Raw genomic sequence first — 26,552 nt, 5'->3', positions numbered from 1 at the left:
TAGCATCGCAAGTGAATTAAAAAGGGATCGCTGTTTCATTTTCCGTTTTTACTTTGCGCTTTTCCTTATCTCCCGTCACCGCCGCCGCGGTGCGAAGAAAGTTGCTTCTCATTTTGCTCAACTGATACTCTTGCCAATAGTTACGCACAAAATCATGTACTAATTGACGGGGAAGGATTCTGTCGTGGAAATTTCATATGGCCGCGCGCTGTGGCGCAATTTTCTTGGCCAGTCGCCGGACTGGTACAAGCTGGCATTAATCATTTTCTTAATCGTAAACCCGCTGGTGTTTGCCGTGGCGCCGTTTGTCGCCGGCTGGCTGCTGGTGGTTGAGTTTATCTTTACCCTCGCCATGGCGCTGAAGTGCTACCCGCTGCTGCCGGGCGGCCTGTTGGCGATTGAAGCGCTGCTGATCGGCATGACCAGCCCGGCGCATGTGCGGGAAGAGATCGCCGGCAACCTTGAAGTGCTGCTCCTGCTGATCTTCATGGTCGCGGGCATCTACTTTATGAAACAACTGCTGCTGTTCGTCTTCACGCGCCTGCTGCTGGGGATCCGCAGCAAGATGCTGCTGTCGCTGGCCTTCTGCCTGGCGGCCGCTTTCCTCTCCGCCTTTCTCGATGCGCTTACCGTGGTGGCGGTGGTGATTAGCGTCGCCGTTGGGTTCTACGGCATCTACCACCGCGTCGCTTCAGCTCGCCCTGATGATAACGATCTGCTGGACGACAGCCATATCGAGCAGCACTACCGCGAGGTGCTGGAGCAATTCCGCGGCTTTCTGCGCAGCCTGATGATGCACGCCGGCGTCGGGACCGCCCTCGGCGGAGTCATGACCATGGTTGGCGAACCGCAAAACCTGATTATCGCCAAAGCGGCGGGCTGGCATTTTGGCGAGTTCTTTATCCGCATGGCACCCGTCACCTTGCCGGTGATGGTGTGTGGGCTGTTGACCTGTCTGCTGGTCGAAAAGTATCGCCTGTTTGGCTACGGCGAACCGCTGCCGCCCGCGGTGCGGAAGGTACTGCAGGACTTTGACGACCGCAGCCGCGCCCAGCGCAGCCGTCAGGAGCAGTTGCGGCTGATTGCCCAGGCGGTGATTGGTGTCTGGCTGATCGTCGCCCTCGCCTTTCATCTGGCCGAAGTCGGGCTCATTGGCCTGTCGGTGATCATCCTCGCCACCACGTTTTCCGGGGTGACCGATGAGCACGCCATTGGCAAGGCGTTCACCGAGGCGCTGCCCTTCACCGCGCTGCTGACGGTGTTCTTTGCCATTGTGGCGGTGATCATCGACCAGCGGCTGTTCACCCCGGTCATTGAATTTGTGCTGCAGGCCTCGCCGCACGCGCAGCTGTCGCTCTTTTACCTGTTTAACGGCCTGCTGTCGTCCATTTCGGATAACGTTTTTGTCGGCACGGTCTACATTAACGAAGCGAAAACCGCCCTCGAACATGGCGTTATCAGCCTGCCGCAGTTTGAGATGCTGGCGGTGGCGATCAATACCGGCACCAACCTGCCGTCGGTCGCCACCCCCAACGGCCAGGCGGCATTCCTGTTCCTGCTGACCTCCGCGCTGGCGCCGCTTATCCGACTCTCCTATGGCCGCATGGTATGGATGGCGCTGCCCTACACTCTCGTACTGACGCTGGTCGGCCTGCTGTGCGTCGAGTTCACCTTGATGCCGGTCACCAACTGGCTACTGGCGCACGGCTGGGTGACCACGCCCACGCTGCCCTGACCCGATCCTGGCCCGGATTCATCCGGGCCATTCAATAACCCGTTACGTAATATTTTCTGCCGGGCCGCTGGCGTCGGTTCGGTTTTCGTTTACACTGCCATGATTTAGCATCTTCCAGGGAAATGATTATGTTGCAATATTTAAACCAGTGCTCAAGGGGACGCGGTGCCTGGCTCCTGATGGCATTAACCGCTTTTATTCTCGAACTCGTTGCGCTGTGGTTCCAGCATGTGATGCTGCTGCAGCCGTGTGTGATGTGTATTTACGAACGCTGCGCGCTGTTCGGCATCATGGGCGCGGGGCTGGTCGGCGCCATCGCCCCCAAAACGCCGCTGCGCTATGTCGCCATGGTGATCTGGTTGTACAGCGCAATACGTGGACTGCAGCTGGCGTGGGAGCATACGATGATCCAGCTGCACCCTTCGCCGTTCCAGACCTGTGATTTCGCAGCCCGCTTCCCAACCTGGCTGCCGCTGGATAAATGGCTGCCGCAGGTTTTCGTCGCGTCCGGCGACTGTTCAGTGCGTCAGTGGCAATTTCTGTCGCTGGAGATGCCGCAATGGCTGGTCGGTATTTTTGCTGCCTATCTGCTGGTCGCCATCCTGGTGATCATTGCTCAGCCTTTCAAAGCGAAAAAACGCGATCTGTTTGGCCGCTAAGCCGCTGCGAGTACCGCACACAATGAAACGCCCTGCGGGGCGTTTTTTTATGTCTGCTGCGCATCGTTGCATCGTTTCCTGCCTGTGGTTGACCACAGCCCCTAAAAGGTGCATATTAAATACATCTTTTAAAGCCCCACAGGAGCTCACATGTCATCTTTACTGATCCCCGCAGACTGGAAAGTTAAACGCTCCACCCCGTTCTTTACTAAAGAGAACGTCCCCGCCGCCCTGCTGAGCCATCACAACACCGCGGCCGGCGTCTTCGGTCAGCTGTGCGTCATGGAGGGAACGGTCACCTATTACGGTTTTGCCAATGAGCAGGCGACGGAGCCGGAAAAGAAAGTGGTCATTCATGCCGGACAGTTTGCCACCAGTCCGCCGCAGTACTGGCACCGCGTCGAACTCAGTGACGACGCCCGCTTCAATATTCACTTCTGGGTGGCCGAAGAAACCGACGGTGAAAACGGGCAGTTTCACGCGAAGAAAGCGTGATCCGGCGCTTAACGCGCCCTGTCAGGCAGATTGAGGATATGATCCTGCCAGTCGACGACGGTGGACTCGGGCACCGCAATATGGCGAACAGAGATGCGTTCGCCATGCATCGCCGCTTTTGAGCCGGTCAGCAGCGGATGCCAGGCCGGCAGCGATTTGCCCTCCGCCAGCAGGCGATAGGCGCAGGTCGGCGGCAGCCATTCGAAGGTTGGCAGGTTTTCGCGGGTAAGCTTGATGCAGTCTGGCTCGTACTCGAAGCGACGTTCGTAGTTACGGCACTGGCAGGTTTTGATATTAAGCTGACGGCAGGCGACGTTGGTGAAGTAGATCTCATCGGTGTCTTCATCCATCAGCTTGTGCAGGCAACACTGGCCGCAGCCGTCACACAGCGATTCCCACTCCGCGTCGGTCATTTCATCCAGTGTTTTTTGTTGCCAGAAAGGTTGTTCGCTCATCGTAGTGTCCGTCGTTGCCAGTTAAGGGTGCACCTTATAACCAGTCTGGCACGCCGATGCAAGTTTTGCCGCCCCAAGAGGCGGCAAGCAGCGCTTACAGCACGCGGGTGGTGAGCGACAGGCCGTTGAAGCCAACTTCCAGTTCGTCACCGCTATGCAGCGGCCCCACCCCTTCCGGGGTGCCGGTGAGGATCACATCCCCGGCTTTGAGGGTAAAGAAGCGCGACATATAGGCGATCAGCGGCACAATCTTATGGATCATGTCGGCTGTGGTTCCCTGCTGGCGCACTTCACCGTTAATCTTCAGGCTTAACGGCGTATTCTGCGGGTCGCCGTGGAACTCAGCGGCCGGGATAAAGCCGGAGATTGGACTGGCGTTATCGAAGCCTTTCGCCTTCTCCCACGGTTGCCCGGCCTTTTTCATCTTAGCCTGCAGGTCGCGCAGGGTGAGATCCAGCGCGACGCCATAGCCGGCGATCCCTTTCTGCACATGCTCTTCCGTCGCCTGACGCAGCGTGCTGCCGATCAGCACCGCCAGCTCGACTTCGTGGTGCACTGAGCCCAGCCCTTCAGGAAGCACCAACGGCTGACGGAGATCGCACAGCGCGGTCTCAGGTTTAATAAACAGCACCGGCTCTTCCGGCGTCGCACTGCCCATTTCCTTGATGTGTTTTGCATAATTACTGCCGACGCAAACCACTTTGCTCACTGGATAATCCAGTAGCGCACCCTGCCAGTTATGATGTTGGTACATTATTTTCCCTCGTGGGTTAATCGGATTGTTTCCCCTGTTCCGCCAGGTGTTTCTTTAGTAGATTTTCAGATGGCGGGGGAAGTTGCAGGTAATAGCCCTGCTCGCTCAACGCCTGTTTCACTTTTTCCAGGTCGGCGTTAACCAGCTTTTTGCGCCCATCCAGCGGCAGCAGCATCGCCATTTGCGGCGTGCCGAAGCCGCGCATTAGCTCGTCAGGAACGCGTGAGAAATCGTCTTTTTTTTCGACGTATAAATAGGTTTGTTCACGTTTAGTACTTCGATAGATCACACAAAACATAGTTTTACTCGGAATTAGACCCGTGGTCACTTGCCTCAATATATGAGTGACTATAACATGCCTTTTAGTCTTCGGAATATCACCGCACTTCTGCGGTTGATAAACAGCAAATTGAGTAAGGCCAGGATGTCAAATACGCCAATCGAACTTAAAGGCAGTAGCTTCACGTTATCTGTCGTTCATTTGCACGATGCAAATCCCGAGGTTATTCGTCAGGCGTTAGAAGACAAAATCGCCCAGGCTCCCGCCTTTTTACGCCATGCGCCGGTGGTGGTGAATATCGCCAGCGTGGAGGAGGAGGTCGAATGGCGCGCCATTAACGAGGCCATCGCCGCGACCGGTTTACGCATTATGGGCGTCAGCGGATGCAAAATCCCGCGCCTGAAAACCGAAATCGATCGCGCCGGGATCCCGTTATTAACCGAAGGGAAAGAGAAAGCCCCTCGTCCGGCACCGTCCGAACCCACCCCTCCGCCGCCGCCAGTTGCTAACCAGATCACAAAAACGCGTTTGATTGATCAGCCGGTACGTTCCGGTCAGCGCATTTATGCGCCACACTGTGATCTTATTGTTACAAATCATGTGAGTGCCGGTGCGGAACTTATCGCTGACGGCAATATCCATGTATATGGCATGATGCGAGGACGCGCGCTGGCAGGCGCCGGTGGCGACAGAGACGCCCAGATATTTTGTACCCACCTTGCGGCGGAGCTGGTCTCCATCGCCGGGGAATATTGGCTGAGCGATAACATCCCGGCCGAATTTTATGGCAAAGCGGCACGCCTGCGTTTAGGTGAAAGCGCTTTGACAGTTCAACCGTTGAATTAATCCCTTTTTAACAAGGAATTTCTATGGCACGCATTATTGTTGTGACTTCGGGTAAAGGGGGCGTTGGCAAGACCACCTCCAGCGCGGCCATCGCTACAGGTTTGGCCCAGAAGGGAAAGAAAACCGTCGTTATCGACTTCGACATCGGCCTGCGTAACCTCGATCTGATTATGGGCTGCGAACGTCGCGTCGTTTATGATTTTGTCAACGTCATCCAGGGCGATGCCACGTTGAACCAGGCGCTGATCAAAGATAAGCGCACGGAAAATCTCTACATTCTCCCGGCCTCTCAGACCCGGGATAAAGACGCCCTGACCCGCGAAGGCGTCGACAAAGTTCTCGAAGAACTGAAGAAAATGGACTTCGATTTCATCGTCTGTGATTCACCGGCAGGTATCGAAACCGGTGCGCTGATGGCGCTCTATTTTGCTGATGAAGCCATCATCACCACCAACCCGGAAGTCTCCTCCGTTCGCGACTCCGACCGTATCCTTGGCATTCTCGCTTCGAAATCCCGTCGTGCGGAAAATGGCGAAGAGCCGATCAAAGAGCACTTACTGCTGACCCGCTACAATCCAGGCCGCGTCAATAAAGGCGATATGCTGAGCATGGAAGACGTGCTGGAAATTCTGCGCATCAACCTGGTGGGCGTGATCCCGGAAGACCAGTCAGTCCTGCGCGCATCCAACCAGGGTGAGCCCGTGATTCTGGATGCCGCGTCGGACGCAGGCAAAGCCTATGCCGATACCGTTGAACGTCTGCTCGGAGAAGAACGCCCTTTCCGCTTCATTGAAGAAGAGAAGAAAGGATTCCTCAAACGCCTGTTCGGAGGATAAATTATGGCTTTACTCGACTTTTTTCTCTCGCGAAAAAAGAACACGGCTAATATTGCGAAAGAACGCCTGCAAATCATCGTCGCCGAGCGTCGCCGCGGCGACGCGGAGCCGCACTACCTGCCGCAGTTGCGCAAAGATATTCTGGAAGTGATCTGTAAATACGTGCAGATCGACCCGGAGATGGTCAGCGTGCAGCTGGAGCAGCGGGATGGTGATATTTCGATTCTTGAGCTGAACGTGACCCTACCCGAAACGGAAGAGTCGAAACCCTGACCTGCTGTTCCATCCCGAAAAAAAACCGGCTACGCCCTGCGCTGCCGGTTTTTTAATGGCCTGAACCAGACCGCCCGCTAGCGCGGATAGTCGTTTAACAGCGACTTCAGCCGCCCGGCCATCAGTTCGCCACGCCAGCCGGAAATCAGCTCAGGCTCACCGGCTTGCGTTTTCAACTGCCAGTGCCAGTTCAGCAACTGGTTGATCTGCCGACGCGAGGCCAGCAGTTCCGCGCTCACGCCCTTATCGGCGCTCACTTCCTGCACCAGCGCTTTAATATCTTTAAAGGCTTTACGGTAACCCGGCATGTCAATGAGGTTCTGCAGCGGCGCCGGCAGGGCCGACTCCGGCAGCGCCTGGGCTTTCTCGACCAGGCTAATCAACGTTTTGCCGTGGAAGCGAATTTCACTGCCGGACAACCCGAGGCTGTCGAGCTCGCCGAGGCTGGTGGGCATATAGCGCGCCACGCTCCACAGATGCTCTTCCCGCACCACAAAGTTCACCGCCAGGTCGCGCTCACGCGCTTTGCGCAGACGCCACTCTGCCAGCAGCTGCAGGCAGCCCAGCTGGCGGGTACGCAGCTGCCAGGCGTTGCCGATGTCGCGCCAGGCCTCGGCCGGGTCAACCACCTCCTGACGACGCTGCTGCATCAGACGACATTCGTCCAGCGCCGCCGACAGCCAGCCTGCGCGGTCGGTCTCCGCCATTAATTGGCTGGCGATCGGCAACAGGTACCAGACGTCAGCTGCGGCGTATTCACACTGACGCTCGGTCAGCGGGCGCGCCAGCCAGTCGGTGCGGGATTCACTTTTATCCAGCGCCACTCCGGAATACTCTTCCACCATGGAGGCAAAGCCCCAGGACATCGGGCGGCCGCAGAACGCCGCCAGGATCTGGGTGTCGATCAGCGGCTGCGGCATCAGGTTGAACGCATTGAGGAAGACTTCTAAATCCTCGCTACCGGCATGCAGATATTTAGTCACATCCTGGTTGAGCAGCAGCTCACGCATCGGCGCCCAGTCGCTAATCGTCAAGGGATCGATCAGAGAGACCTGGGTGCCGTCGAACAGCTGCAGCAGGCCCAGCTGCGGATAGTAGGTACGGGTACGGACAAATTCCGTATCCAGAGCGACGGCGGAGGCCGCGCTTGCCGCTTCGCAAACAGCGCGCAGGCCATCGTCGGTGGTGATCATCTGATAGTTCAAAGCATACTCTCTTAACTTGCGCCCATAAAAAACGCCGGCGTAGCCGGCGTCAGGCGACTCATTCGTTACTTAGCCTTTATTGTCCACTTTAGCGCGCGCTTCGTCACGCAGTTCTCGCCGCAAAATTTTCCCGACATTGGATTTCGGCAGTTCGTCACGGAATTCCACCAGCTTCGGCACTTTGTAGCCGGTGAGATGGCGGCGGCAGAACGTAATCAGCGCCTCTTCGGTTAACGCGGCATCTTTCTTGACCACGAAAATCTTCACCGCTTCACCGCTGCTGCCGGACGGCACGCCGATGGCCGCCACTTCGAGGACGCCGCTGTGCTGCATAACCACATCTTCGATTTCATTCGGATAGACGTTAAAACCCGACACCAGGATCATATCTTTTTTCCGGTCAACGATGCGCAGGAATCCCTCTTCATCCATCACCGCGATATCCCCGGTGTGCAACCAGCCGTCTTTGATAATCTCATCCGTCGCGTCAGGACGCTGCCAGTAGCCCAGCATCACCTGCGGCCCCTTGATACAGAGCTCGCCCGGCTGACCCGGCGCCACTTCGTTATCGTCGTCGTCCACCAGTTTGGCTTCTGTGGAAGGCACCGGCAGGCCAATGCTGCCGCTGTGGTAGTCGATGTCGTGCGGGTTGACGCTGACCAGCGGCGAACACTCGGTCAGGCCGTAGCCCTCCAGCAGATATTGTCCGGTCAGTTTTACCCAGCGCTCGGCCACCGCCTGCTGCACCGGCATCCCACCGCCGGCGGAGAGGTGCAGCGAGGAGAAATCAAGCTGCTGAAACTCTTTGTTGTTCAGCAAGGCGTTGAACAGGGTATTGACCCCGGTCATGGCGGTGAAAGGATATTTCGCCAGCTCCTTCACCAGCCCGGGAATGTCGCGTGGGTTGGTGATCAGCAAATTTTGCCCGCCCAGTTCGATAAACAGCAGGCAGTTCATGGTCAGGGCGAAAATGTGATACAGCGGCAGCGCGGTCACCACGAACTCTTTGCCGCGATGCAGCAGCGGGCCGTAGGTGGCATTGACCTGCTCGAGGTTCGCCAGCATGTTGCGGTGGGTCAGCATCGCCCCTTTGGCCACGCCGGTGGTGCCCCCGGTGTACTGCAGAAACGCCAGATCTTCCGCAACGATCTCCGGCTTCACGTACTGCATGCGGTAGCCATGCTGCAGCGCGCTGCGAAACGAGATGGCATCCGGCAGGTGGTACTTCGGCACCAGGCGCTTGATGTACTTGACCACGAAGTTCACCAGCGTGCCTTTGGCGGTGGAGAGCTGATCGCCCATGCGCGTCAGGATCACGTGCTTAACCTGAGTTTTCGCCACCACTTTTTCCAGGGTATGGGCAAAGTTGGAGACGATGACGATCGCCGCCGCGCCGCTGTCGTTGAGCTGATGCTCCAGTTCACGCGGGGTATATAAGGGGTTGACGTTAACCACGATCATCCCGGCGCGCAGGATGCCAAACAGAGCCACCGGATACTGCAGCAGGTTAGGCATCATCAGGGCCACGCGATCGCCCTTCTGTAATCCTAACCCCTCCTGAAGGTAAGCGGCAAAGGCGCGACTACGCTCTTCCAGCTTACGGTAGGTCATCACTTCACCCATATTGATAAACGCCGGTTGGTCAGCGTAGCGGGTGGTGGCATGCTCAAACAGTTCAACCAGGGATTGATAGCGGTCAGGGTTTATCTCCGCAGGAACATCTGCGGGATAACGGTTTAGCCAAACCTTTTTCACTGCATCACCTCTGAAATAGTTATTCGTCGTCATCACAGCCCCTGGTAAATACATTTTGTTAACATTATATTAACTCAGCGTACCAGTTTATTAATTAGGCAATGAGCAGGTTGCGAAGCGCGTCACTATTTTTTTTCTTATTCGACTGAAAACAAAGAAACAGCGGACCGGCCGCTGTTTCTTTGAACTAACATAAACAACAAAATCATTCGGTTACGACGTTTCTCACCTCAGCAGGGCCGGGGTTGTACCAGCCCCAGCCGCCATAGCCGTAACCCCAGGGGCGCGGACCCAGCATCCACGGATCGATGGGCTGCGGGGGCATCACCACCTGCTGCACCACGTTCCAGCGTTTGTAACCGATGGCGTTCATCAGCATAAATTTATACGGCGTGCTGCCCACTTTGCCGTCGACCACGCCGGCAATCGGCCCGACCACGGTGACCAGCTGGCCGCGGTAGTCGACCGGATCGAGGAAGCCGTTAACGTCGGCATAGATCCGCCCACGAGACGGTTCGCCCAGCACAGGCCGTGCGCCGCTGTCCAGCGGTACGGTGGCGATTTCTAAGCGGGTTTTACCCTGCTGGTTCTGCACATTGACCACTTTGCCGCCAAAGCGTGCTTCCTGGCCAACGTACAGCTGCGGGGCGTTCATCACCCGCACTAAATCCTGCTGCGGCGTAGGGCTGGTGCCTTTGATGGCATCCGGCACTGACACGCAGCCGCTTAGCGCAACGGCAACCGCCGCGGCTAACAGCCAGCGAACGCCCTGTTTTTGACCCGCCATGATGCGACTCCTTTTCTCAGTCTTCTTGTTACTGAGATTCACTCGCGGCCTGGAAGTTTCTTCCACGCCACCTCGTTTCGCAAATAAACCGGCTCCGCTTTCTCCACGGCCACGATTTTCCCCGCCGCCAGCAGGTAACAGGCTAACGGCAGCATATCCTCCGCCGCCGGCAGTTCAATTTCGCCGCTGCTTAAGGTCAGTCCGCTCGCTTTCGCCAGATCCGGCCACGCCTGCCAGCCGGTGCCGACGGTGGCCCATTCGCCGGAAAGCTGTGCCAGCCGTTCGGCTACCGCTTCCGGTTTGAGCACCGCTTCCGTCTCTTCGCCATGCCAGACGCCCTGCTCGTCACGCTGGTACTCGGCCCAGTAGACTTCGCCCATTCGTGCGTCAATGGCCGCCAGCACGCGGGTGGCGCCGGTTTTGCGCCAGGCGCCCTGCGCCATGGTGGCCAGCGTCGAAACGCCGATCATTGGCAGCTCAGCGCCCAGCGCCAACCCCTGAGCGATACCGATGCCGATGCGCACGCCGGTAAAGCTACCCGGACCGCGGCCAAAGGCCAGCGCGTCCAGCTCGGTCAGCGTGGCGCCGCTCTCGGTGAGGACCTCCTGCACCAGCGGCAGGATACGTTGGGTATGTTCGCGGGGACAAATTTCGAAATGAGCACTAAGGGTGCCATCATTCCACAGCGCCGCGGAGCAGGCCTCTGTGGCGGTATCGATAGCCAAAATTCGCATGGGTGGTCACGCTCTCGTTACATAGTTCAGGCCTTCAGGCAGCCTGTTTTCCGGCAAACGGCCAACCCGCCGCCATACCGCCCGAAGTCTATTGGGAACCGCTAATTAACAAAATGGCGCGCAGCTTAACACATTTTAGTGCGGATTACCTTGCCGGCGGCACGGCGAGGAAGCGCACCGCCCGGCGGATATCGCGGGTCCGCGGCGCGGGCGGCAGGCTGGCCAGGAACACCGCGCCGTAGGGGCGCATCACCAGCCGGTTGTCGCAGATCACCAGCACCCCGCGATCGTCGATATCGCGGATCAGACGCCCCACCCCCTGTTTGAGGGTGATGACGGCTTCCGGGAGCTGTACTTCATCGAACGGATCGCCGCCGCGCAGCCGACAATCTTCCATGCGCGCTTTCAGCAGCGGGTCGTCCGGCGAAGTAAACGGCAGCTTATCGATAATCACCAGCGACAGCGCATCACCGCGCACGTCGACCCCTTCCCAGAAGCTGCTGGTGGCCACCAGCAGGGCGTTGCCGGCGCTGACGAATTGCTGCAGCAGTTGGCCTTTGCTGGTTTCCCCCTGCAGCAACACCGGTAGCGTCATGGTGGCGCGGAACTGCTCCGCCAGATCGCGCATCATGGCGTGCGAGGTACACAGCATAAAGCAGCGACCGTCGTTGGCCTCGATCAGCGGCTTGAGCATCGCCGCCAGGTGGCGCGCCGCGCCAGGCTGGTTCGGCAGCGGCAGATTGCGCGGCACGCAGAGCAGCGCCTGATGTTGATAATCAAAGGGGCTCGGCAGCAACAGGCACTGCGCCTCGTCGATCCCCAGCCGGGCAGTGAAGTGATGCAGATCGTCGTTCACTGACAGCGTCGCCGAGGTAAAGATCCAGCTCCCCGACTTCTGCGCCATCACCTCTTTAAACTTCTCGGCCACGGTCAACGGCGTCAGGGCGAGAGTAAAGTGGCGCGAGGTGCACTCATACCAGTAGCTGTAGCCCGGCTGGTTAATCTCTTTCAGCCGCTTTAAGCGCCCGCGATAGAGGGTGGCGCGCTCAAAGGCGGCATCGAGCAGCGCCGAGCGGCCCAGCGAAAGTTTGGCGACGTCATAGCATAGCTCGAGCGCGTCATCGAGCAGCAGCAGCGCGCGCTGAATGTGGCTATCCGCCAGCAGTTCGCGCAGGTTGCCGCGATAGCCGGGATCCCCCAGCTGCAGGCGAAAATCCTGAGCGCTTTGCGCCAGGCGGTCGGCGCATTTTTGCAACTGCTGGGTGTCTTTCAGTTCGGTGCGGTAGGCAATGGTGATGTCTTTCGCCAGATCCAGCAGCTGGCGGCTGGAGAGCGACTGACCAAAGTACTGACTGGCGATATCCGGCAACTGATGGGCTTCATCGAAGATCATCACTTCCGCCTCGGGGATCAGCTCGGCAAAGCCGCTCTCTTTGACCACCATATCGGCCAGGAACAGGTGATGGTTGACCACCACCACGTCGGCGTCCATCGCTTTTTTACGCGCCTTCACCACGAAGCAATCTTTATACAGTGGGCAGTCGCTACCGAGACAGTTATCGTTGGTGCTGGTGACCAGCGGCCAGGCCTGGGAGTCTTCCGCCACGCTGGCGCAGGTGCTGATATCGCCATCCTGGGTTTGGTTCGACCAGGAGCGCAGGAGGATCACATCGCTGAGGGTTTGTACCGGCAGATCGCCGCCCGCCAGCGCCTGCTGCTCAAGACGTTCAAGGCACAGGTAGTTGGAGCGCCCTTTAAGCAGCGCCAGTTTACCGGTGAATTTGAGCGCCTTGGCGACGGTGGGCAGATCGCGGCTATAGAGCTGATCCTGCAGCGCTTTCGAGCCGGTGGAGATAATCACCTTTTTTTTCGCCCGCAGCGCAGGCGCCAGGTAAGCGTAGGTTTTACCGGTTCCGGTCCCCGCTTCCACCACCAGCGGTCGGGAGGCCTCAATCGCTTCGCTCACCGCTTTCGCCATCTGGCGCTGCGGCTCGCGCGGCTTAAATCCCGGTATGGCTTTGGCTAACTGGCCGTCTGCTGCAAAATCGTCGATCACATTGCCCCCTGGTTATTTGGACAGTGATTATGTCAGGGAGGACGGCGTTTCGCCAGTCCAGGTAGTGACGCGAGCGGAACATTATGGCAGTCTTGCCGCAGCCGAATGGAATGCTCAAAGAGGAAAAAGAAATGACAATTACGCGTATTGATGCCGAAGCCCGTTGGTCAGACGTGGTGATCCACAACCAGACCCTGTACTACACCGGCGTGCCGGCAAATCTTGATGCCGACGCCTTCGAGCAGACCGCCAATACCCTGGCGCAGATTGACGCGGTGCTGGAAAAACAGGGCAGCGACAAGTCGCGTATTCTTGACGCCACCATCTTCCTCGCCGATAAAAGCGACTTTGCGGCGATGAATAAAGCCTGGGACGCGTGGGTGGTGGCCGGTCACGCCCCGGTGCGCTGCACGGTGGAAGCGACGCTGATGAACCCGCAGTATAAAGTTGAGATCAAAATTATCGCCGCGGTGTAACTCGTTATACCGTGCCTCCCGAGGTCGGCGAGACACGGTATCTGTAGGCCGTATAAGGCGGCACGCCGCCATCCGGCAACGTGCACCTAATGCCTGATGGCGCTGCGCTTATCAGGCCTACAAACCCGGACACCACATCAGTTGTTCCTTCAACTGCAGCGTCTCCTGCGGCAGGCATTTCAGCACATCGCGATAGCTGGCGGATTGTTTTGCATAACCACGGGCTGACTGCAGCAGCACCCGCAGCGCGCTATCCCACACAATGCCCTGCAGGTCACTGTACGGCCAGAGATCGGGTTCACGGATAAACGGCACCAGGTAATCTATCCCCTGCTTCACTCCTCGCCCGTCGCGGATGGTGTTCCAGCGATCGAATTCGACATGCTCGGCATAGCGATTCAGCAGCAGATGCGCCTCCAGATTAAACAGCGAGTAATGGAAAGGAATGGTGCGCTCAAGCTCCATGGTCTGCTTGCCATCCTGGTCAATCTGCGCCGCCATTCGCTGGGTGATCCCCTGCGCAATGATCCGCGCCGCCAGTCCTTTATCGCCGTAGAATAGCGCGTTAACCGTCCGCTGGGCGTCGTACCAGGTGCCGTGGTTGTTGTGCCAGACATACTCTGAATGGCCGATTTCGCTGTAGTACATCCAGTGGTTAAAATCCCGGAACCACTGGTGCAGGCCGATAATATCGTCGGTATCCAGCACGTTCGCCGGGCTAATCAAGCCGATGGTATCGACCACCATCCACATTAATCGGGTATCTATCAGCCCGGTGCCGCGACCGGAGACAATCCCCGGAATTGCCTGACCATAGTTCAGATGCGGGTTCATTCGCGTCTCTGGATCCAGGAACCAGCAGCGGATCTGCGCGGCCGCCGCCTGGGCATAGTGGCGCTGGCCAGTGAAGTACCACGCCAGCCCCAGGGTCAGGCAGCGTTCGCACATGCGGATAATGCGCGAGGTGTCGGTATCATTATTTTCACACTGCGGATTGATATGTCCGTCGCGGCGAATATACGGTAGCCCGTTGGGACGCCGTGGGTTCGGCCACCAGTAGGTACCCAGGCTGTAGTAATCGTGCGCGTCGCCGCTCGCCGGCCGCAGTTTTTTATGCACAACGCTTTCCGGCGCTTCACGACGCAGAATATCGGCCTGCGAAACCAGCTTGCTCAGCGCCAGCTGCAGCGGCGAGAACGGCTGTTTTAATCCCGCACGCGCGTTTTCCAGACAGCTTTCGTCAAGGGTGTACAACTTCATCGCCACGTCAGACGCCCTCCCGGCAGGCTATACGTTGACCGCTTTGCGCATCGAACAGATGCACGCCAGAAAGCTTCGGCTGCAGCCAGATGCTGTCGCCCTCTTTCACCGCCAGTCGCTGTTTAAATACCGAAGTAAACGCCCCGCCGCCGGTATCGCAGAACAACTGCATATCCGAACCGGTGTTCTCTACCGCCGTGACCTTCGCCGCCAGCGCATCATCGCGGGCCTCATGCACCACGTTGACCTGCTCAGGGCGAATGGCATACACCACCTGTTGACCATTGGTGACCGCTAACCCCGCAGGTAATGCCAGAAGCGAACCATCTTTCAGCCGCAGACTGGTCGCCTCTCCGTTCAATACGACCTCGCCGGGCAGCTGGTTAATCTCCGGCGAACCAATAAACCCGGCAACAAACAGATTCGCCGGCTGGTCGTACAGCTCCAGTGGGGTACCCGCCTGCTCGATGCGCCCATCGCGCAGGACCACAATCATCTGCCCCATGGTCATGGCTTCGATCTGATCGTGGGTGACGTACACCGAAGTGGTTTTCAGCCGGCGATGCAGTTCGCGGATCTCACCCCGCACCTGGGTACGCAGCTTGGCGTCGAGGTTGGATAGCGGTTCATCAAACAAAAACACCTGCGGTTTACGCACGATGGCACGTCCCATCGCCACGCGCTGCCGCTGGCCGCCGGAGAGATCCTTTGGTAAGCGCTCCAGCAGGGGATCCAGCCCCAGCAGCGCAGCGGCTTCATTTACCTTCTGGTTAATCTCCGCTTTCGGCAACTTAGCCATCTTGAGCGCAAAGCCCATATTTTCCCGCACCGTCATCTGCGGATAGAGGGCGTAGCTCTGGAACACCATGGCAATGTCGCGCAGCTTCGGCTCGACGTCGGTAACATTGCGTTCATTGATATGTACTTCCCCGCCGGAAATCTCCTCCAGGCCGGCAATCATGCGCAGCAGCGTCGACTTGCCGCAGCCGCTGGGCCCGACAAGCACGCAGAACTCGCCGTCCGGAATGGTCAGCGACACATCCTTTATCACGTGCGCATCACCATACGATTTACGTACGCTATTCAGTACAACAGATCCCATGGGTAACTCCTTATCCTTTGACCGCGCCGGACATAATCCCGCGATTGAAATGTTTTTGCAGACCGAGATAGACGATGATGCTGGGCAGCATCGCCAGCAGCGTAATGGCGATAAAAATGTTTGGCGTGATGCTCTCGTCGGTACGCAGCGTGCCGAGGATCACCGGAATGGTGTTCAGGCTGTCGTGATTGACCACAATCAGCGGCAGCAGGTACTGGTCCCAAATCATAATGAAGCCGAAGGTGACTACCGTGCCAAGCGCCGGTTTCACCAGCGGCAGGATCACGTGAAAGAAAATCTGCCATTCGTTGGCGCCATCAATGCGCGCCGCCTCTTCCAGCTCTTTCGGGATCGCCGACATAAATTCCGTGAGCACAAAGATGGAAAACGCCCAGCCAACGACCGGCAGTATCATCCCGAGATAGCTGTTGTAGAGTGAGGCATCGATCAGCGGCAGCCGCCAGTTGATGATCATGTACAGCGGGATCGCAATCACCTCTTCCGGCAGCATCATGGTCGACAAAATAATCAGACTGACCAGCGCCACGCCGCGAAACTTCTTACGGGCCAGGGCATACGCCGCCAGCGCGCTGACCGACACCTGCAAAACGGTGCCGAAGAACACCACCAGGATGGAGTTCAACAGATACTGCCAGACACCGATATCCCGCCAGGCGAAGATGAAATTTTCAAACGAGAACTGATTCGGCCAAGCCAGCAGCTCACCCGGTTTCACCGGCGCACCGCTGAATGCCGTGGCGACGATGCCCCAGAACGGTCCGACAAAAACGATCAGCAGCAGCGCGTAGATGCACCAGCGCCCTGCGGTATCCCAACGTTGACTTAACATCGCGGCTCCTTAGTAACGTGCAATACGTTTTTTCAGCGTCAGATGACAGATGGTTAAGAAAACCGTGAAGGCGAACAGCAGAAACGACACCGCCGACGCGTAGCCATAGTCAAACTGCTCAAACCCCAGTTTGTAGATATGGGTCATGACCATTTCCGTCGCGTTAGATGGCCCGCCGCCGGTGGTGGCGTACACCTCGGCAAACACGCGGAAACCGCGGATAAAGGAGAGCATCAGCACCACCGAGAGCGCCGGGATCATGCCGGGCAGCGTGACGTAGCGCAGACGGTTCCACCAGTTAGCGCCGTCGACGTTCGCCGCATCGTATAAATCGCGGCTGATCCCCGCCAGACCGGCAATAAAGATCACCATGTTATAAGGCACCGCTTTCCAGATGTGCAGCAGCATGATGACCCACAGCGCCTGGTCGGAACTGGCAAGAAAGCCTTGGTCGGCCACGCCAAACCAGCTGAGAATGTGGTTAACCACGCCGTTGGGCGTCGGGTTGAATAAAATACGCCACATTTCGGCGACGATCGCCGCGCTGGTGACGGCGGGTAAAAAGATGGCGGTGCGAATAAAACGCAGGTGGCGCGCCGGGCCTTCCAGCAGCATCGCAAGGAAGAACGCCAGGATAGCCGCAGCGAACATCGTGACTACCACATACAGCAGCGTATTCACCACCGCCGCGTGCAGCTCGACGTCGGCAAAAGCACGGGTAAAGTTATCGAGTCCTACCCACTCGTTCGGCTGATTAAAGTTGACCTTGTAAAAGCTCATCACCAGACCCTGAATCATCGGGATGAACTTAAACCAGCTAAAAATAATTAACGCAGGCGCTAAAAACAGCCACGGGATCAGCGCCCGCTTACGCTTTGCGCTCAGCCATCCGATCGAGTCAGGCGACGCGGCCTGCTTCATCGGCGAGGACTTCGTCTCATGCAGCGTCATCACGGTTGTCCTCAGTTAGCCAGCACATTTTGTTTTTTCAGCTCAGCGTTCACCTTGCCGTCGATACTCTCCAGCTCGCCGGCGATCGGGCTGTTGCAGTCGGCAAAAATACGGTTAAAGCCCTCGGCGACCACCTGACGCACCGGCGTCCAGTTGGGAATTTGCGGCACATAGCGTCCCTGTTGATTGTAAAGCCTGGCGAAAGTCTCCCAGCGGGCGTCCTGATAGACGGCTTTGACGTCGACGTTCTTATTCACCGGCAGGCGCACCACCGGAATATGCTGGCTGCCTTTACCCATGCCGATTTCCTGACCTTCCGCCGAGATCATAAATTCGATAAATTTACGCGCGGCGTCTTTTTGTTTGCTGCTCTTCATCATAAAGACCGTGGTGCCCTCCGCGAGCGTGGCCTCACCTTTTGGCCCTGCTACCGGAACCACTTCAAAATTGTCTTTACCCGGGTCTTTATCAAACAGCGCGATATGGTACGGGCCGCTAAAGAACATGCCGCTTTGCCCGGAGCGGAAAGACGGGATGACGTCGGCGGTGGTGGCATTGATCGCCCCCGGCTGGGTGACTTTTTCGCACATCATGGTGCGTATAAAGGTCATCGCCTGAACCACTTCTGGCGTATTGAGCGACGCGCGGAATTTGCCGCCCTCTTCTTTGACGAAATCCCCTCCCGCCTGCCAGATAAAGCTGCTCATAAACCAGCTGGCGTAGCCGCGCGTCGTGGAGGCGGGGACGATAAAGCCGTAGGTATCGTTTTTACCGTTGCCGTCAGGATCCTGGGTGGTAAAGGCTTTCGCCAGGGTCTGAATATCTTCCCAGCTTTTAGGCTGTGGCAGCCCCAGCTTTTCCCGCCAGTCTTTGCGTATAAACAGGGCGAAGGTTTGGGCGGAGGTCGGCACACCGTAGTACTTACCGTCGATATAGCGGGTACTCTTCCATGCGGTTGGGAAGAGCTGGTCGCCGCCGGAGATCGACTGCGGATCTATTTCCTCAGCAATACCCAACTGGATAAACTGCCCCAGCGAAGCCGCGTCGTTAAAAATCAGATCGGGCAAAGCGTTACCCGCCGTGGCGCGCGCCAGGCGCTGTTCAAAGTCAGTAGTGGCGTTGAAGTACTCAATTTTGATACCGGTTTTTGCTTCAAATTTCTCCGCCTCTTGCTTGTATATATTTTTCGAGTCGTTGCTGGCGCGGATCCAGACGTTGAGGGTCGTGGCGGCATAGCTTTGGCTCACGCCGAGTCCAAGCGCGGTGAGTAGTAATAATGAGCGGAATTTATTCGCAGACATGATTGCATATCCTTTATTGTTGGACACAAAGGTAATTAAATTCTCAATTAATACGCAGGAATTAATTTGAATATCGCTCAGGCGTTAAAACAGCTGACGCAAGAAATATTTCCATTCATTAGATAGAAATACACCCATCAATACAACCACAGTAAAAAGAAATTGCGTTTCAAAAACAAAAAAGTTGAATCAGATCACATGGAAAAGTGACAATGAAAGTTACACCACAAAAATAAACATTAAAATCAATTAATTATAAATTTACATTTTTTGTTGAAACAATCAAAAAATATAGAAAAACGCTGAATTCCGTGATGAACATAACATTAAAAAGGTCATTATCCATCGATAGCGATAAATTTGATGAGCGTCACACAAAAAATAACTTTGTCTTTTACACTGCTCGCCACTGTATATTCAAATATATTCTTTTTAATTAAATCGCCTGTTTTACGCGTTATTTAAATACGCGACAGGCTTAAATCCGTTGTTATCTTTTCTCACACTTGCAGAAGGGTTATCACCATGAACGCAATACCTCGCCGAGGTTGGTTATGCGTTGCGCTATTTTGTTCCAGCCTTAGCGCTTCTCTGCATGCCGCCGAGCCGTACACGCTGGACGAAAAGGATTTAGCCTTTAGCCGCCAGCAAATTGCCGCCAAAGATCCGTTGTTTGTTCTGGCCCAGGCGGCCTTGCTAAAAAAAGCCGATCTGGCGCTCACGCATCCGCTGCGCTCAGTGATGGACAAAACGCTGGTCGCTGCCAGCGGCAACAAACACGACTACTATAGTTTCCCCCCTTACTGGTGGCCGAATCCCGATACCAAAGACGGGCTGCCGTATATCCGCAAAGATGGGCAAACCAACCCGGACGCCAATAGCGATGCCACCGATAAAAACCGCCTGGTGAAGATGAGTCAGGATGTATCAACCCTGGCGCTGGCATGGTACTTCTCCCACGACGCTCGCTACGCACAAAAAGCGGCAGCCCAGTTGAAGGCCTGGTTTCTCGACCCACAGACGCGTATGAACCCCAATCTGCAATACGCCCAGGCCATTCCCGGCATTAACAACGGGCGCGGTATCGGCATTATTGATAGCCGGGCGCTGGTTGAGGTGGTGGACGCTATCGCCCTGCTGCAATCCTCTGCGGTGCTTAGCGAGAAGGACGTGAGTGCGTTGAAGCAGTGGTTTGGCGAGTACTATCACTGGATGACCACCAGCCAGAATGGTTTCGAAGAAGATAACTGGCACAACAACCACGGCAGCTATTTTGACATGCAGGCCGTCACCTTCGCCCTGTTTAGCGGCAAAACCGACGAGGCGAAACAGCGCCTGTATCTCACCCAGCTACGGCGCATTGCCGGTCAATTTGATATCGAAGGCCGTCAGATGGCCGAGCTGGAGCGTACGCGGCCCTGGCACTACAGTAATTTCAACCTTGAAGCCTACAACCGCCTCGGGCGACTGGGCGAGAAAGCGGGCGTCGATATCTGGAACTTCACCCTTGATGACCATAGTCTGCGCAAAGGCTATCAGTACATCGCCGGATTTATTAACAGCGATACCCCATGGCCATGGAAAGACATCGATAACATGGATGACCAAAAAGCGCTGCGCAATATCGCCACTGCCGCCCACGCCTGGCCGGAAGATCCACTGTTCCGTAACAAAGCGCAGTGGCTACGGGCGAAATATCCCGACGATATCACCACTCTTATCGCCCCGCTTTTACCATCCTCAGAGGTCAGGGAAAACCGCTAATGAAACAATTTACTGGGCTCTGGCCCAATATTGTCGAACGTGCCGCAGCCCATAGCGGGCTGCTCGAACGGCTCGTGAAGGATGCGCAGCCGGTACTACATGCCGCATTACGCATTCCGCAGACCGGGATTGCCAGCTGGAATCTCTACTACTTTTGCCCGCACCACGGCGTACGATTAACGTGGCGAGCGGACATGCCCCTCCAGCATGCCTGCCCGGTCGATAATGAAATTTTGCGCGGCGAACCGTGGGACAGCGCGTGGTGGCGCGAAATGAACGGGCGTAATGCCAGCGCATGCCAGCAGCTCGGCCTGCTATGGCAACTGACCGGTGAGAGAGCCTGGCGCGATAAAGTACGCGCCTTACTGATGGGCTACGCGGATGTTTATCCGGGCTATGAAGTCCACGGTGATATTCCCAACAACGGGCCGGGTAAAATGAATGCCCAGACCCTGTGCGAAGCCAACTGCATTCTGGACATGGCGCTGGGTTACGATTTTATTAGCGACAGCCTGACGCCTGGCGAACAGCAGCACATCAGGGAAAACTTGTTGCGCTGTGCGGCCACGTTTTTGCGGCAGCATCGCACGCCGCAGATCCATAACCATGAAGTCAAAATCAATGCGGCGCTGGCTGTACTTGGCTTCATCCTCGAAGATGAGGATCTACTGGAGTTTGCAGTTTTTCAGCCGTACGGCTTGCGCTGGCAACTGGAAAATGGCCTGCTGGCAGAGGGGCTATGGTTTGAGGGGTCGATTCACTACCACTACTACGCGCTGCAGGGCTTTTTCGCCTTTGAGAAGCTGGCGCGCGGCACCCGCTGGAGCCTGCTGGATGGCCCCTGGTATCAGCCGATGCTGAAATTCCCGCTGTCGCTGCTGCTGCCGGATGGCACATTCCCGCGGCTGAATGACTGTCTTGCCGGGCAGGAAAAGCTGCAGCACCGGGATCTGTACGAATTCGCCTGGTTTATCTGGCGCGATCCGCTGTATGCCGCCGTGCTGCAATTCACCGAAACGGAGCCTGACGAGGGTGAGACGTTGCTGTGGCGCCATCATCCGCTGCCTGAGTCACCGCTGACGCCGATCCCCCAGCAATCCTTTTTTGCACCTGGCGCGGGGTTGACCCTGTGGCGACGTCCGAAGCAACAGCTGGCGGTGCTGATTAAACACAGTCCCTGGGGAGGGGAACACGACCACTACGACAGACAAAGCCTGATGCTATGGCAGCGCGACGGCTGGTTGTTGCCGGATCCTGGCACCACCGGCTACGGGGCGGAGATGCATTATGACTATTATAAAAACAGCGCCACGCATAATACGCTGTCAGTTAACCAGAGCAATCAGCCCCCTGCCATCCCGACGGTGCTGGGCTGGCATATGGCTGACGACGTTTTCTGGCTGGATTGTGAGACCGACTGGGGTAAACCGCCGCCTGCGCTCGACAGTCATAGTCGAGTCGAATGGGACCAGGAGTCCTGGCGTGACGTACGCTTTCGCCGCCGCCTGTTGTGGCTTGAAGAGGTTTTGATCGATCTCTCAACGGTGGAAAACCCGCATCGCCAGCAGCTCGACTGGACGCTGCATCTGGCTGCCGAGGCACTGGATCAGAACGGTACACCGCAGCCTTTTTCGCTCAGCGGACCGCTGCGGCATATGAAGAAGGCAACGATGACGTCGCTGAATGGCTGTCAGCCGCGCCACTTTGTGCGGGACGGCAGCACTATCGCGCTTTGGCTGGCGGGCGACGGCGAGCTTTGGCAAGGGCAGGCCCCTGATAACCCGGCAATAACCGACCTTAGCTATCTGGTTATCCGCAATCATCTTCCACAGGCGCGTTTTGTCGGTCTGTGGGATCTGGCCAACGGTAACCCGCTTACCGAAGCTCATGTGGATCCCACGCCAAAGGGAACCCGAGTGACCTTCTGGCGCAGTCATCACATGACGCAGGTGATGCTATATGACGAACCCGGACGGGCCCCTGATGTGATCCTGCAGAGGAGGTAAGGTTTCTCACCCGAGCAAGACGAAACGGATTTACTGGTCTTCGTCCTCATCTTCGTCTTGATCTTCATCCTCATCTTCAAAGCGCGCGACGATCTGCTCGCCGGTATGCGTTGCGCGCAGTTCTTCCGCCACCAGGGCAATCGCCTGACCGCTGCTCATCCCCTGGGCCATTAGCTCATGGATACGTTCGACCGCTTTTTGCTGTTGCTCGTGGCTCAGCGAAGGTAAACCTGCAAACATCTTTTACTCCTGCTACATTGTGGGGCGTAATTATTTCACGCCGTCCCCGCCTACGCCAGAGGGACGGCAACGTTCAGGATCGAGAAAGATGTTGTCCCCCGCGATTATTACCCTGCCCTGGCGCCCGGATGCGGCCGAACACTATTTTGCGCCGTTAAGCGCCCTGCCCTGGGCGATGCTGCTGCATTCCGGCTTTGCCGACCATCCGCATAACCGCTTTGATATTCTGGTGGCTGCCCCGCGCGCCACGCTGCTGACGCGCGGTGAACAGACGTGGGTCGATGACGGCGAAACCGCTTTTGTCTCCGCGGAAGATCCGCTGCAACTGCTTCAACAGCAGTTGGATCGTCAGCCGTTCACGCCGCAGCCCCATGACGATCTGCCGTTTCTTGGCGGCGCGCTGGGACTATTCGGGTACGATCTGGGCCGCCGCTTTGAGCGACTTCCAGCTCATGCCCAGGCCGATATCGCGCTGGCGGATATGGCGGTGGGGATCTATGACTGGGCGCTGGTCGTCGACCACCAGCGCCAGCAAATTTCGCTGCTCAGCTATGACGATCCGCAGCAGCGCCTGCAGTGGCTGCAGGCGCAATCCCGTCCGGCGATGAAACCGTTCGCCCTGACCTCTGCCTGGCAGTCAAATATGAGCCGCCAGCAGTACGGCGAGAAATTTCGCCAGGTGCAGGCCTATCTGCACAGCGGCGACTGCTATCAGGTCAACCTCGCCCAGCGTTTTCAGGCCCGCTACGTCGGTGATGAATGGCAGGCCTTCCGCCAGCTGAATACCGCCAACCGCGCCCCCTTTAGCGCCTTTATTCGCCTCGAGGAAGGGGCGATTTTAAGCCTGTCGCCGGAGCGCTTTATTCAGTTGCGCCAGGGAGAGATCCAGACGCGCCCGATAAAAGGCACCCTGCCACGGCTCGATTCGCCGCAGGAAGATGCGCGGCAGGCTGAGAAGCTGGCGAACTCCCCGAAAGACCGCGCCGAGAATTTAATGATTGTCGACCTGATGCGCAACGACATCGGCCGCGTCGCCGTGCCGGGCAGCGTGCGGGTACCCGAGCTGTTCGTGGTGGAGCCGTTCCCGGCGGTCCATCATCTGGTCAGCACCATCACCGCCCGCTTACCGGCGATGCTGCACGCCAGCGATCTGCTGCGCGCCGCCTTCCCCGGGGGGTCTATCACTGGCGCCCCGAAGGTCCGGGCGATGGAGATTATCGATGAACTGGAACCTCAGCGACGTAACGCCTGGTGCGGGAGCATTGGCTACCTGAGCTATTGCGGCAATATGGATACCAGCATCACCATTCGCACCCTGACGGCCTGGCAGGGGCAACTGTATTGCTCCGCTGGAGGCGGTATCGTCGCGGACAGCGAGGAAGATGCGGAATATCAGGAAACTTTTGATAAAGTTAATCGTATCCTGCACCAACTGGAGAACTAGACCATGGCGGACCACGCCCTCAATCTGGATGATTTTCTGTCCCGCTTCCAGCTGCTGCGCCCCCAGCCTTCGCGCCATGCGCTCAATCAGCGGCAGGCGGCGGTGCTGGTGCCGATCGTGCGCCGGCCGCAGCCCGGCCTGCTGCTGACCCAGCGTTCGCCGCTGCTGCGCAAGCACGCCGGTCAGGTCGCCTTTCCCGGCGGCGCGGTAGATAATACCGATGCGACGCTTATCGCCGCCGCCCTGCGCGAAGCCCAGGAAGAAGTCGCGATCCCCCCGGAAGCCGTCGAGGTGATCGGCGTTCTGCCGCCAGTGGACAGCGTCACCGGTTTTCAGGTGACGCCGGTGGTGGGTATTATTCCCCCCAATCTGCACTATCACGCCAGTCAGGACGAAGTCTCAGCGGTATTTGAAATGCCGCTCGCCGAAGCCCTGCGCCTGGGGCGCTACCATCCGCTCGACATCCACCGTCGGGGTAACGACCACCGCGTCTGGCTCTCCTGGTACCAGCATTATTTTGTCTGGGGAATGACCGCCGGGATCATTCGCGAACTGGCGCTGCAAATTGGCGCTCGACCTTAGCTATACTGTTTATGAGAGAGCGCTCTCACTATTAGTAAAATCGCGGTTATCCATTAGTTTAATTCATGTGAATAGTTCAACTGGCAGCGCGCTTCCCTCTTACACTATGCGCAGTTATTACATCGTTACCGCACCCGCGGTAACCCTGTCAGGAGTATTATCGTGATTAGTCTATTCGACATGTTCAAGGTGGGGATTGGTCCCTCATCTTCCCACACTGTTGGCCCGATGAAGGCCGGTAAACAGTTCGTCGATGACCTGGTCGAAAAAGGATTGCTTAATGCGGTGACCCGTGTGGCGGTTGACGTCTACGGCTCGCTGTCATTAACCGGCAAAGGCCACCATACGGACATCGCCATTATCATGGGACTGGCGGGCAATCAGCCCGATACGGTCGATATTGACGCGATCCCGGCATTTATCCGTGACGTCGAGGCGCGCGGCCGACTGCTGCTGGCCAACGGCCAGCACGAGGTCGACTTCCCGGCGGATGACGGCATGCGTTTTCGCAGCGACAACCTGCCGCTGCACGAAAACGGCATGACCATTCATGCCTGGGCCGGCGAGAAAGAGATCTACTGCAAGACCTATTACTCGATTGGCGGCGGCTTTATCGTCGATGAAGAGCACTTCGGCAAAGAAAACGCCAATGAATTGCAGGTGCCCTACCCGTTTAAATCGGCGCAGGAAATGTTGGCGTATTGTAAAGAGACCGGCCTGTCGCTCTCCGGGATGGTGATGCAAAACGAGCTGGCGCTGCACAGCAAAAAAGAGATCGAGGACTATTTCGCCAACGTCTGGCAGACCATGCGCGCCTGTATCGACCGCGGGATGAACACCGAAGGCGTGCTGCCTGGTCCGCTGCGCGTGCCGCGTCGCGCCTCGGCGCTGCGTCGTCTGCTGGTGGCCAGCGATAAGCTCTCCAGCGATCCAATGAATGTCGTTGACTGGGTCAATATGTTCGCACTGGCGGTCAATGAAGAGAACGCCGCCGGCGGTCGCGTAGTGACCGCGCCGACCAACGGCGCCTGCGGCATCGTTCCAGCGGTACTCGCCTATTACGACCACTTTATCGAATCCGTCAGCCCGGAAATTTATATCCGCTACTTTATGGCCTGCGGGGCGATCGGCGCGCTGTACAAGATGAATGCCTCCATTTCCGGGGCGGAAGTCGGCTGTCAGGGTGAAGTGGGCGTTGCCTGCTCGATGGCGGCGGCGGGCCTGGCTGAACTGCTCGGCGCCAGCCCGGAACAGGTTTGCGTGGCGGCGGAGATCGGCATGGAACACAACCTCGGCCTGACCTGCGACCCGGTCGCCGGCCAGGTGCAGGTGCCATGCATTGAACGTAACGCCATCGCCTCCGTCAAGGCAATCAACGCCGCGCGAATGGCGATGCGCCGTACCAGCGAACCGCGCGTCTCGCTCGACAAAGTGATCGAGACCATGTACGAAACCGGTAAAGACATGAACGCCAAGTACCGCGAAACCTCCCGCGGCGGCCTGGCGATTAAAGTTCAGTGTGACTAAACTGTTCGTCCCCCCCTGCGCCCGCAAAGCGCGCAGGGGGATAACCCTGGTGACTGAAATCTCCCTGATGCGCCTTCAACGGCGCATTTTCTTTTTTCTATACTTGGCGATATTCTGCCACTACAATTGCTCTATTAAATAAGCCACGCTTAACCACTCGTCCTGTCGACAGGGTGTCG

26 protein-coding genes are annotated in these 26,552 nt (G+C 57.4%); 12 read left to right on the top strand and 14 right to left on the bottom strand.

The window, feature by feature from the left end; translation table 11 throughout:
• Nucleotides 1–184: 184 nt before the first annotated feature.
• From nhaB to R0140_RS09490, 3 genes are all read left to right on the top strand, one after another.
• Complete coding sequence (nhaB, locus tag R0140_RS09500) at nt 185–1,735, top strand: sodium/proton antiporter NhaB (protein ID WP_048268561.1); 1,551 nt, start codon at nt 185–187, stop codon at nt 1,733–1,735.
• Nucleotides 1,736–1,863: 128 nt separating this feature from the next.
• Complete coding sequence (gene dsbB / locus R0140_RS09495) at nt 1,864–2,394, top strand: disulfide bond formation protein DsbB (protein ID WP_008804305.1); 531 nt, start codon at nt 1,864–1,866, stop codon at nt 2,392–2,394.
• A 150-nt stretch (nt 2,395–2,544) separates the two neighbouring features.
• A complete protein-coding gene (locus tag R0140_RS09490; protein ID WP_032741211.1) occupies nt 2,545–2,889 on the top strand; it encodes a TehB family protein in 345 nt (114 codons plus the stop codon).
• 8 nt (nt 2,890–2,897) lie between these two features.
• Here the strand turns inward: R0140_RS09490 and R0140_RS09485 are convergent, their stop codons facing one another.
• The 3 genes from R0140_RS09485 to R0140_RS09475 form a co-directional block, all read right to left on the bottom strand.
• A complete protein-coding gene (locus R0140_RS09485) occupies nt 2,898–3,344 on the bottom strand; it encodes a YcgN family cysteine cluster protein (RefSeq protein ID WP_008804304.1) in 447 nt (148 codons plus the stop codon).
• Between the two features lie 94 nt (nt 3,345–3,438).
• On the bottom strand, nt 3,439–4,098 hold the full coding sequence (locus R0140_RS09480; protein WP_012967776.1) for a fumarylacetoacetate hydrolase family protein: 660 nt from the start codon (nt 4,096–4,098) through the stop codon (nt 3,439–3,441).
• A gap of 16 nt (nt 4,099–4,114) precedes the next feature.
• A complete protein-coding gene (locus R0140_RS09475) occupies nt 4,115–4,396 on the bottom strand; it encodes a YcgL domain-containing protein (protein WP_004203320.1) in 282 nt (93 codons plus the stop codon).
• Between the two features lie 126 nt (nt 4,397–4,522).
• On the opposite strand from R0140_RS09475, the gene minC reads away from it, so the two are divergent.
• The 3 genes from minC to minE are packed head-to-tail and all read left to right on the top strand — an operon-like array spanning nt 4,523 to nt 6,333.
• Nucleotides 4,523–5,224: a septum site-determining protein MinC gene (gene minC / locus R0140_RS09470; protein WP_008804301.1), complete on the top strand. Its 702-nt coding sequence runs from the start codon at nt 4,523–4,525 to the stop codon at nt 5,222–5,224.
• Between the two features lie 23 nt (nt 5,225–5,247).
• Complete coding sequence (gene minD / locus R0140_RS09465; protein WP_008804300.1) at nt 5,248–6,060, top strand: septum site-determining protein MinD; 813 nt, start codon at nt 5,248–5,250, stop codon at nt 6,058–6,060.
• Between the two features lie 3 nt (nt 6,061–6,063).
• Nucleotides 6,064–6,333 carry a cell division topological specificity factor MinE gene (minE, locus tag R0140_RS09460; RefSeq protein WP_004103270.1) on the top strand — a complete coding sequence of 90 codons (270 nt, stop codon included), beginning with the start codon at nt 6,064–6,066 and terminating at the stop codon, nt 6,331–6,333.
• Between the two features lie 77 nt (nt 6,334–6,410).
• Here minE and rnd read toward each other — a convergent pair whose 3' ends face one another.
• The 5 genes from rnd to R0140_RS09435 all read right to left on the bottom strand — a co-directional run bounded on the left by rnd (nt 6,411) and on the right by R0140_RS09435 (nt 12,870).
• Nucleotides 6,411–7,526: a ribonuclease D gene (gene rnd / locus R0140_RS09455; protein ID WP_004175459.1), complete on the bottom strand. Its 1,116-nt coding sequence runs from the start codon at nt 7,524–7,526 to the stop codon at nt 6,411–6,413.
• An 81-nt stretch (nt 7,527–7,607) separates the two neighbouring features.
• Nucleotides 7,608–9,293, bottom strand: coding sequence for a long-chain-fatty-acid--CoA ligase FadD (gene fadD, locus R0140_RS09450; protein ID WP_025999236.1), 1,686 nt, complete (start codon nt 9,291–9,293; stop codon nt 7,608–7,610).
• 205 nt (nt 9,294–9,498) lie between these two features.
• A complete protein-coding gene (locus R0140_RS09445) occupies nt 9,499–10,080 on the bottom strand; it encodes a Slp family lipoprotein (protein ID WP_008804297.1) in 582 nt (193 codons plus the stop codon).
• A gap of 38 nt (nt 10,081–10,118) precedes the next feature.
• Nucleotides 10,119–10,814, bottom strand: a complete 696-nt coding sequence (gene tsaB / locus R0140_RS09440; RefSeq protein WP_012967772.1) for a tRNA (adenosine(37)-N6)-threonylcarbamoyltransferase complex dimerization subunit type 1 TsaB — start codon at nt 10,812–10,814, stop codon at nt 10,119–10,121.
• Nucleotides 10,815–10,959: 145 nt separating this feature from the next.
• The gene (locus R0140_RS09435; RefSeq protein ID WP_032741215.1) at nt 10,960–12,870 is read right to left on the bottom strand and encodes an ATP-dependent DNA helicase; all 1,911 of its coding nucleotides are present in this window, start codon (nt 12,868–12,870) and stop codon (nt 10,960–10,962) included.
• 131 nt (nt 12,871–13,001) lie between these two features.
• Here R0140_RS09435 and R0140_RS09430 point away from each other — a divergent pair, with 131 nt between their 5' ends.
• Nucleotides 13,002–13,346, top strand: a complete 345-nt coding sequence (locus R0140_RS09430) for a RidA family protein (RefSeq protein WP_002910910.1) — start codon at nt 13,002–13,004, stop codon at nt 13,344–13,346.
• Nucleotides 13,347–13,463: 117 nt separating this feature from the next.
• On the opposite strand, the gene R0140_RS09425 is transcribed toward R0140_RS09430, so the two are convergent.
• From R0140_RS09425 to R0140_RS09405, 5 genes are read right to left on the bottom strand one after another with little or no spacing between them, the layout of a single operon-like run.
• A complete protein-coding gene (locus R0140_RS09425; RefSeq protein ID WP_032741301.1) occupies nt 13,464–14,606 on the bottom strand; it encodes an alginate lyase family protein in 1,143 nt (380 codons plus the stop codon).
• A gap of 7 nt (nt 14,607–14,613) precedes the next feature.
• Nucleotides 14,614–15,708 (bottom strand): ABC transporter ATP-binding protein, encoded by a 1,095-nt coding sequence (locus R0140_RS09420; protein WP_012967769.1) that lies wholly within the window; start codon nt 15,706–15,708, stop codon nt 14,614–14,616.
• Between the two features lie 10 nt (nt 15,709–15,718).
• Nucleotides 15,719–16,558 (bottom strand): carbohydrate ABC transporter permease, encoded by an 840-nt coding sequence (locus tag R0140_RS09415; protein WP_032741217.1) that lies wholly within the window; start codon nt 16,556–16,558, stop codon nt 15,719–15,721.
• Nucleotides 16,559–16,567: 9 nt separating this feature from the next.
• Nucleotides 16,568–17,479, bottom strand: coding sequence for a carbohydrate ABC transporter permease (locus R0140_RS09410; RefSeq protein WP_048268690.1), 912 nt, complete (start codon nt 17,477–17,479; stop codon nt 16,568–16,570).
• A gap of 41 nt (nt 17,480–17,520) precedes the next feature.
• Nucleotides 17,521–18,810 (bottom strand): ABC transporter substrate-binding protein, encoded by a 1,290-nt coding sequence (locus R0140_RS09405; RefSeq protein ID WP_048268565.1) that lies wholly within the window; start codon nt 18,808–18,810, stop codon nt 17,521–17,523.
• Nucleotides 18,811–19,335: 525 nt separating this feature from the next.
• Here R0140_RS09405 and R0140_RS09400 point away from each other — a divergent pair.
• On the top strand, nt 19,336–20,574 hold the full coding sequence (locus R0140_RS09400) for an alginate lyase family protein (protein ID WP_048268566.1): 1,239 nt from the start codon (nt 19,336–19,338) through the stop codon (nt 20,572–20,574).
• The gene (locus R0140_RS09395; protein ID WP_032741220.1) at nt 20,574–22,580 is read left to right on the top strand and encodes a heparinase II/III domain-containing protein; all 2,007 of its coding nucleotides are present in this window, start codon (nt 20,574–20,576) and stop codon (nt 22,578–22,580) included. The genes R0140_RS09400 and R0140_RS09395 overlap by 1 nt, the downstream gene beginning before the upstream one ends.
• Before the next feature lie 30 nt (nt 22,581–22,610).
• Here R0140_RS09395 and R0140_RS09390 read toward each other — a convergent pair whose 3' ends face one another.
• Nucleotides 22,611–22,820, bottom strand: coding sequence for a YoaH family protein (locus R0140_RS09390; RefSeq protein WP_012967763.1), 210 nt, complete (start codon nt 22,818–22,820; stop codon nt 22,611–22,613).
• A gap of 88 nt (nt 22,821–22,908) precedes the next feature.
• Between R0140_RS09390 and pabB the strand changes: the two genes are divergently transcribed.
• From pabB to sdaA, 3 genes are all read left to right on the top strand, one after another.
• On the top strand, nt 22,909–24,264 hold the full coding sequence (gene pabB / locus R0140_RS09385) for an aminodeoxychorismate synthase component 1 (RefSeq protein ID WP_032741222.1): 1,356 nt from the start codon (nt 22,909–22,911) through the stop codon (nt 24,262–24,264).
• 3 nt (nt 24,265–24,267) lie between these two features.
• Entirely contained in the window at nt 24,268–24,846 is a 579-nt protein-coding gene (locus R0140_RS09380) for a CoA pyrophosphatase (RefSeq protein ID WP_008804292.1), read from the top strand.
• A gap of 162 nt (nt 24,847–25,008) precedes the next feature.
• Nucleotides 25,009–26,373 (top strand): L-serine ammonia-lyase, encoded by a 1,365-nt coding sequence (sdaA, locus tag R0140_RS09375; RefSeq protein WP_004151445.1) that lies wholly within the window; start codon nt 25,009–25,011, stop codon nt 26,371–26,373.
• The last annotated feature ends 179 nt before the right edge of the window (nt 26,374–26,552 follow it).

The sequence above is a fragment of the Klebsiella sp. w6 genome (genome assembly GCF_033100215.1).
Lineage (GTDB): Bacteria > Pseudomonadota > Gammaproteobacteria > Enterobacterales > Enterobacteriaceae > Klebsiella > Klebsiella variicola.
Note: the sequence above shows the minus strand (reverse complement) of the source record. Positions and strands in the feature narration are given on the sequence as shown.

Coding starts and splice junctions, on each gene's coding strand:
- tsaB (WP_012967772.1), bottom strand. CDS start 10,814: ATGCGAATTTTGGCTATCGATACCGCCACAGAGGCCTGCTCCGCGGCG.
- R0140_RS09485 (WP_008804304.1), bottom strand. CDS start 3,344: ATGAGCGAACAACCTTTCTGGCAACAAAAAACACTGGATGAAATGACC.
- minE (WP_004103270.1), top strand. CDS start 6,064: ATGGCTTTACTCGACTTTTTTCTCTCGCGAAAAAAGAACACGGCTAAT.
- R0140_RS09445 (WP_008804297.1), bottom strand. CDS start 10,080: ATGGCGGGTCAAAAACAGGGCGTTCGCTGGCTGTTAGCCGCGGCGGTT.
- minC (WP_008804301.1), top strand. CDS start 4,523: ATGTCAAATACGCCAATCGAACTTAAAGGCAGTAGCTTCACGTTATCT.
- R0140_RS09405 (WP_048268565.1), bottom strand. CDS start 18,810: ATGTCTGCGAATAAATTCCGCTCATTATTACTACTCACCGCGCTTGGA.
- R0140_RS09410 (WP_048268690.1), bottom strand. CDS start 17,479: ATGAAGCAGGCCGCGTCGCCTGACTCGATCGGATGGCTGAGCGCAAAG.
- R0140_RS09420 (WP_012967769.1), bottom strand. CDS start 15,708: ATGGGATCTGTTGTACTGAATAGCGTACGTAAATCGTATGGTGATGCG.
- R0140_RS09400 (WP_048268566.1), top strand. CDS start 19,336: ATGAACGCAATACCTCGCCGAGGTTGGTTATGCGTTGCGCTATTTTGT.
- R0140_RS09475 (WP_004203320.1), bottom strand. CDS start 4,396: ATGTTTTGTGTGATCTATCGAAGTACTAAACGTGAACAAACCTATTTA.
- R0140_RS09425 (WP_032741301.1), bottom strand. CDS start 14,606: ATGAAGTTGTACACCCTTGACGAAAGCTGTCTGGAAAACGCGCGTGCG.
- minD (WP_008804300.1), top strand. CDS start 5,248: ATGGCACGCATTATTGTTGTGACTTCGGGTAAAGGGGGCGTTGGCAAG.
- rnd (WP_004175459.1), bottom strand. CDS start 7,526: ATGATCACCACCGACGATGGCCTGCGCGCTGTTTGCGAAGCGGCAAGC.
- R0140_RS09480 (WP_012967776.1), bottom strand. CDS start 4,098: ATGTACCAACATCATAACTGGCAGGGTGCGCTACTGGATTATCCAGTG.
- dsbB (WP_008804305.1), top strand. CDS start 1,864: ATGTTGCAATATTTAAACCAGTGCTCAAGGGGACGCGGTGCCTGGCTC.
- R0140_RS09415 (WP_032741217.1), bottom strand. CDS start 16,558: ATGTTAAGTCAACGTTGGGATACCGCAGGGCGCTGGTGCATCTACGCG.
- R0140_RS09380 (WP_008804292.1), top strand. CDS start 24,268: ATGGCGGACCACGCCCTCAATCTGGATGATTTTCTGTCCCGCTTCCAG.
- R0140_RS09430 (WP_002910910.1), top strand. CDS start 13,002: ATGACAATTACGCGTATTGATGCCGAAGCCCGTTGGTCAGACGTGGTG.
- pabB (WP_032741222.1), top strand. CDS start 22,909: ATGTTGTCCCCCGCGATTATTACCCTGCCCTGGCGCCCGGATGCGGCC.
- R0140_RS09390 (WP_012967763.1), bottom strand. CDS start 22,820: ATGTTTGCAGGTTTACCTTCGCTGAGCCACGAGCAACAGCAAAAAGCG.
- R0140_RS09490 (WP_032741211.1), top strand. CDS start 2,545: ATGTCATCTTTACTGATCCCCGCAGACTGGAAAGTTAAACGCTCCACC.
- R0140_RS09395 (WP_032741220.1), top strand. CDS start 20,574: ATGAAACAATTTACTGGGCTCTGGCCCAATATTGTCGAACGTGCCGCA.